The organism is Burkholderia sp. BC1 (assembly GCF_052683555.1).
This window is the reverse complement of record NZ_JBQYLP010000135.1, coordinates 451-5,566: the sequence shown is the minus strand read 5'-3', so window position 1 is coordinate 5,566 and position 5,116 is coordinate 451. Positions and strand designations below refer to the sequence as shown.

Below are 5,116 nucleotides of genomic sequence, written 5' to 3'. Positions count from 1 at the left end.
TTGGCGCCGGTCAGCGTCGTCGTCGACGGACCGTTCACGGCCAGATTGCCGGTGCCCGAGATCGTGCCGCCGAGGCCGAGATTGTTCGCACCGCCGACCGTCAGCGTCGAACCTGAACCGAGATTGATCGCATTGGTCAGCGTCGTGCCTGCGACGCTCGTGCCGAGCGTACCGCCCGCGCCGCTCGTGTTCACTGCGCCGGTGCCCAGAGCCGAGCTGTTGCCGGCCAGCAGCGTGCCGCCGCCCGTCAGGTTCGTGCCGCCCGTGTAGGTGTTGTTGCCCGTCAGCGTCTCGGTGCCCGTACCCGCCAACGTCAGGCTGCCGCCCGTGCCCGCGATCGTGCCGCCGTACGTGCCGTTGCCCGTGCCGCCCAGCGTCAGGTTGTTGCTGCCGAGGTTCACCGTCGAACCCGCAACACCCGATAGCGTGCCCGTCGTCTGCGGCGTGGTCGCGCCGCTCACGTCGAAGGTCGCGCCGGCACCAGCGAGATTCACCGGGCTGCTCGCCGACAGGCTGCCGCCCGCACCGATCGCCAGCGTGCCGCTGTTGATCGTCGTCGCGCCCGTGTAGGTGTTGGTCCCCGTCAGCGTTTCGGTGCCCGTGCCCGACATCGTCAAGCCGCCGGTGCCGCCGATCGTGCCCGCAAAATTGCCGTTGCCGGAACCCGCCAACGTCAGCGTGTTGCCGCCGAGGTTCACGCTCGTGCCCGACACGCCGGAGAGCATGCCGCTCGTCTGCGGCGTCGTCGCCGCGCTGATGTCGAGCGCCGCGCCGGTGCCGGCGAGATCGAGCGCGCTGGCCGCCGACAAACTGCCGCCCGCGCCGACCGCGAGCGTGCTGCCGCTGCCGATCGTCGTATTGCCCGTGTACGTGTTCGTGCCGGTGAGCGTCGTCGTCGACGGGCCGCTGACCGACAGACCGCCGTTCCCCGAAATCGCACCGCCGAGCCCGAGATCGTTCGCGCCGCCGACGGTCAGCGTCGCGCCTGCGCCAAGATTCACCGCATTGCCGAGCGTCGTGCCGGCGACGTTCGTGCCAAGCGAACCGCCGTTGCCGCTGACGTTCAGCGCACCCGTGCCGAGCGCACTGCCGTTGCCGGCGATAAGCCCGCCGCCGCTCAGCGTCGTGCCGCCGTCGTACGTGTTCGTGCCGGTGAGCGTCGTCGTCCCCGTGCCGGTCTGCGCGAGGCTGCCGCTGCCGGAAATCGTGCCGCTCAGGCCGAGATCGTTCGCACCGTTCAGCCCGAGCGTCGCGCCCCCGCCGAGCGTGATCGCGTTGCCGAGCGTCGTGCCGCTCACGCTCGCGCTCAGCGTGCCGTTGCCGGTCACGTCCAGCGCGCCGGTACCGAGCGCGGTGTTGCTGCCGACGCTCAGTCCGCCGCTGTTCAGCGTCGTCCCGCCGCCGTAGGTGTTCGCGCCGCCGAGCGTGGTCGTGCCGCTGCCCGACTGCACGAGGCCGCCCGCACCGGAAATGATGCCGTTCAGCCCGAAGTCGAACGCACCGCCGAGATTCAGCGCCGAACCGGCGCCGAGATCGACCGCGTTCGCGAGCAGCAGGTTGGCCGTGCTCGCGCTGAGCGTGCCGCTCGTGCCGGTGACGCTGAGCGCGCCGGTGCCGAGCGCCGTGTTGTTGCCGACCGACAGGCCGCCGGCATTCAGCGTCGTGCCGCCCGTATAGGTGTTCGCGCCGGTCAGTGCCGTCGTCCCCGTGCCGCTTTGCGCGAGACTGCCGCCGCCCGAGATGATGCCGCTCAGACCGAGGTCGTTCGTACCGTCGAGCGTGAGCGCCGAACCCGTGCCGAGGTTCACGGCGTTGCCGAGCGTCGTGCCGGCGCTGCCCGCGGCGAGCGTGCCGCCCGCGCCGCTCGTGTTCAGTGCGCCCGTGCCGAGCGCCGACGCGTTGCCGGCGACGAGCGTGCCGCCGCCCGTGAGGCTCGTGCCGCCCGTGTACGTGTTCGCGCCGTTCAGCGTTTCGGTGCCGGTGCCGGAGAGCGCGAGGCTGCCGCCCGCGCCGGCGATCGTGCCGTCGAACGTGCCGCTGCCCGTGCCGCCGAGCGTGAGGCTGTTGCCGCCGAGATTGACGGTCGCGCCGGCCACACCGGACAGCGCGCCCGTCGTCTGCGGCAGCGTCGCGCCGCTCAGGTCGAACGTCGCGCCGGCGCCGGCCAGATTCACCGTGCCGTTGGCAGCCAGGCTCCCGGCGCCGCCGATCGCCAGTGTGCCGCTGTTGATCGTCGTGCCGCCCGTATAGGTGTTCGCGCCGGTCAGCGTCTCCGTGCCGGTGCCGGACATCGCGAGCCCGCCTGCGCCGCCGATCGTGCCGCCGAACGTGCCGTTGGCGGTGCCGCCGAGCGTCAACGTATTGCCGCCGAGATTCACCGCCGAGCCAGCTGCGCCGACCAGCCCGCCCGTCGTCTGCGGCGACGTGGCCGCGCTCAGGTCGAGCGTCGCGCCCGCGCCTGCCAGATCGAACAAGCTGCCGCCGGACAGGCTGCCGCCCGCGCCGACCGCGAGCGTGCTGCCGTTGCCGATCGTCGTATTGCCGGTGTAGCTGCCCGCTCCCGTGAGCGTCGTGATCGACGGGCCGCTCACCGCGAGATTGCCGCCGCCCGAAATCGCGCCGCCCAGGCCCAGGTTGTTCGCGCCGCCGACCGTCAGCGTCGCGCCCGCGCCCAGGTTCACCGCGTTGCCGAGCACCGTGCCGCCGACGCTCGTGCCGAGCGAGCCGCCCGCGCCCGTCACGTTCAGTGCCCCTGTGCCGAGCGCCGAGCCGTTGGCCGCGATCAGCCCGCCGCCGCTCAGCGTCGTGCCGCCCGTGTACGTGTTGGCGCCGAGCAGCGTCGTGATGCCCGCGCCGGTCTGCGCAATGCCGCCGTCGCCGGCGATCGTGCCGCCGAGGCTCAGATCGGCCGCGCCGTTCAGGCCGAGCGTCGCGCCGGCACCGAGGTTCACCGCGTTGCCGAGCAAGGTGCCGGCGACGTTCGTGGCGAGCCTGCCGCCCGCACCGCTGACATTCAGCGCACCGGTGCCGAGCGCCGCGCCGTTGCCCGCGATCAGTCCGCCGCCGCTCAGCGTGGTGCCGCCCGAGAACGTGTTCGCGCCGAGCAGCGTCGTCGTGCCGGTGCCGGTTTGCGCGAGGCTGCCATTGCCGGCGATCGTGCCGCTCAGGCCGAGATCGTTCGCGCCGTTCAGCCCCAGCGTGACGCCGGCACCGAGATTGACCGCATTGCCGAGCGTCACGCCCGGCACGCTCGCACCGAGCGAAGCGGAGCCGTTGACATCGAGCGCGCCGAGGCCGAGCGCCGCGCCGCTGCCGACGATCAGGCTGCCGCCCGCCAGCGCCGTGCCGCCCGCGTACGTGTTGTTGCCGGTCAGCGCCTGCGAGCCGGTGCCGGAAAGCGTCAGGCCGCCCGCACCGCCGATATTGCCGGCGAAAACGCCGCTACCGCTGCCTGCGAGCGTCAGGTTGTTCGAACCGAGATCGATCGTCGAACCCGCGACACCGGACAGCGTGCCGATCGACTGCGGCGTGGTTGCACCGGCGATGTTGAACTGCGCGCCGGCGCCCGTCAGGTTGACGGGACTCGACGCGGCGAGGCTGCCGCCCGCGCCGATCGCGAGCGTGCCGCTGCCGATCGTGGTGCCGCCGGTAAACGTCTCGGCCGCGGTGAGCTTCGTCGTACCCGGGCCGCTCACGGACAGGCCGCCCGCGCCGGAAATGATCCCGCCCAACTCGAGATCGTTCGCACCGCCAACCGTCAGTGCCGCGCCCGCGCCGAGCTGGATCGCGTTGCCGAGCACCGTGCCGCCGACGGTCGTGCCGAGCGAGCCGCCCGCGCCCGTCACGTTCAGCGCGCCCGTGCCGAGCGCGCTGCCGTTGCCGGCCAGCAGCCCGCCGCCGCTCAAGCTCGTGCCGCCCGTGTACGTGTTCGCGCCGAGCAGCGTCGTGATGCCCGTGCCGGTCTGCGCGAGGCCGCCGTCGCCGGCAATCGTGCCGCTCAGGCCGAGATCGTTCGCGCCGGTCAACGCGAGCGTCGCGCCCGCGCCGAGGTTCACCGCGTTGCCCAGCGTCGTGCCGCTCACGCTCGCGCCGAGCGCGCCGCCGGCGCCCGCGACGTTCAGCGCGCCGCTGCCGAGCGCCGTATTGCTGCCCGCGAGCAGCGTGCCGGCGCTCAGCGTCGTGCCGCCGCCGAAGGTGTTCGCGCCGGACAGCGTCGTCGTCCCCGTGCCGCTCAGCACGAGACCGCCGCTGCCGCCGATCGCGCCGCTCAGGCCGAGGTCGTGCGCGCCGTTCAGTGTCAGCGACGCACCGTTCAGGTTGATCGCATTCGCAAGCGACGCGCCGGCTGCCAGATCCGCGCTCAGCGAACCGCCGAGGCCGCTCACGTTCAACGCGCCGCCGACGCCGAGCGCGCTGCCGCCTTCGACGATCAGGCTGCCGCCGCCGGTCAGGCTCGCGCCGCCGGTAAACGTATTCGCGCCGGACAAGGTCGTCGCGCCGGTGCCGCCGAGCGCCAGGCCGCCCGCGCCCGAGATCGCGCCGCTCAGGCCGAGATCGGCCGCGCCGTTCAGCCCGAGCGTCGCGCCCGCGCCGAGATTGACCGCATTGCCGAGCACCGTGCCGCTCGCGTTCGTCGCAAGCGAACCGCCGGCGCCGATCACGTTCAGCGCGCCCGTGCCCAATGCCGCCGCATTGCCGGCGACGAGGCCGCCGGCACCGAGCGCCGTGCCGCCGCTAAACGTGTTCGCGCCGAGCAGCGTCGTCGTGCCGGCGCCGGTTTGCGCAAGGCTGCCGCTGCCGCCGATCGCGCCGCCGAGGCTCAGGTCGGCCGAGCCGTTCAGGCCCAGCGTCGCGCCGGCGCCGAGATTGACCGCATTGCCGAGCAGCGTGCCGGCCGCATTCGTCGCGAGCGTGCCGCCGGTGCCGGCCACGTTCAACGCGCCCGTGCCCAATGCCGCCCCACTGCCGGCGACGAGCCCGCCGCCGCTCAGCGTCGTGCCGCCGCTGAATGTGTTCGCGCCGAGCAGCGTCGTCGTGCCGGCGCCCGTTTGCGCGAGGCCGCCGTTGCCGCCGATCGCGCCGCCGAGGCTCAGGTCGGCCGAGCCGTTCAGGCCCA

1 protein-coding gene is annotated in these 5,116 nt (G+C 73.4%); it reads right to left on the bottom strand.

Annotation, left to right across the window (positions count from 1 at the left end; genetic code table 11):
* On the bottom strand, nt 1–5,116 hold a 5,116-nt coding region (locus ACSHSS_RS29600), incomplete at both ends, for a beta strand repeat-containing protein (protein WP_445545919.1).